General features: G+C 76.1%; 1 protein-coding gene. It reads left to right on the top strand.

What is annotated here, in order from left to right; all coding sequences use genetic code 11:
- Positions 1-130: 130 nt before the first annotated feature.
- Positions 131-858: nucleoside hydrolase (locus C1I97_RS42350; protein ID WP_258382949.1), on the top strand; the 728-nt coding region annotated here is incomplete at its 3' end.

Raw genomic sequence — 858 nt, 5'->3', positions numbered from 1 at the left:
GCTGGAACCGATGACCGGGCGCACGGAGAAAACGTCTCGCGCCCGGTCATCGGTTCCAGCAGGGTGGGAGCATGACAGCGCGACGGGTGTTCCACGAGGGCCGGCGGACGGGATGAGACCACCGGCGACAATGGACCCCGTGCGCTACCGCATCCTCGGCACCACTCAGGCGCTCCGCCCCGACGGCACCCTCGTTCCGGTCGGCGGGGCGCGGCTGCGTGCCCTGCTGACCGTGCTCGCCCTGCGGCCCGGCCGTACGGTGCCGGTGGGCGTCCTGGTCGACGAGGTGTGGGACGGCGACCCGCCCGCCGACGCCACGGGCGCGCTGCAGGCGCTGGTGGGGCGGCTGCGCCGGGCGCTCGGCGCCGGTGCGGTGGCCTCCGCGGAGGGCGGCTACCGGCTCACCGCCGCCGCGGACGACATCGACCTGCACCGCTTCGAACGGCTGGCGGGCGAGGGCCTGCGCGCGCTGGCCGACGGCGACCACGCGAAGGCCGCCGTCGTCCTCGACGACGCCCTCGCCCTGCTGTTCGCCGTCCGCCACCCGGGCCTCGACCTGCGCGCGGTCGGCTGTGTCGCCGGGAACACGGACGTGGACCAGGTGGTACGGAACACGCTGACCGTCCTGGAACAGGCGGGCGCACCCACCGTTCCCGTGGCCCGGGGCGCCGAGCGGCCGCTGCTCGAGCCCCTGCGCACCGCCCACCACGTGCACGGCCGGGACGGCATGGGCGACCTCGGGCTGCCCGCACCGGCCCGCCGGCCCGCAGAGGTGGACGCGGTGATGCTGCTGCGCCACGCGATCCTGGCCTCGCCCCGCCCGGTCACGCTGGTCCCCACCGCTCCCCTGACCAACAT

The organism is Streptomyces sp. NTH33, from assembly GCF_003236365.1.
Taxonomy (GTDB): Bacteria; Actinomycetota; Actinomycetes; order Streptomycetales; family Streptomycetaceae; genus Streptomyces.
Note: the sequence above shows the minus strand (reverse complement) of the source record. Positions and strands in the feature narration are given on the sequence as shown.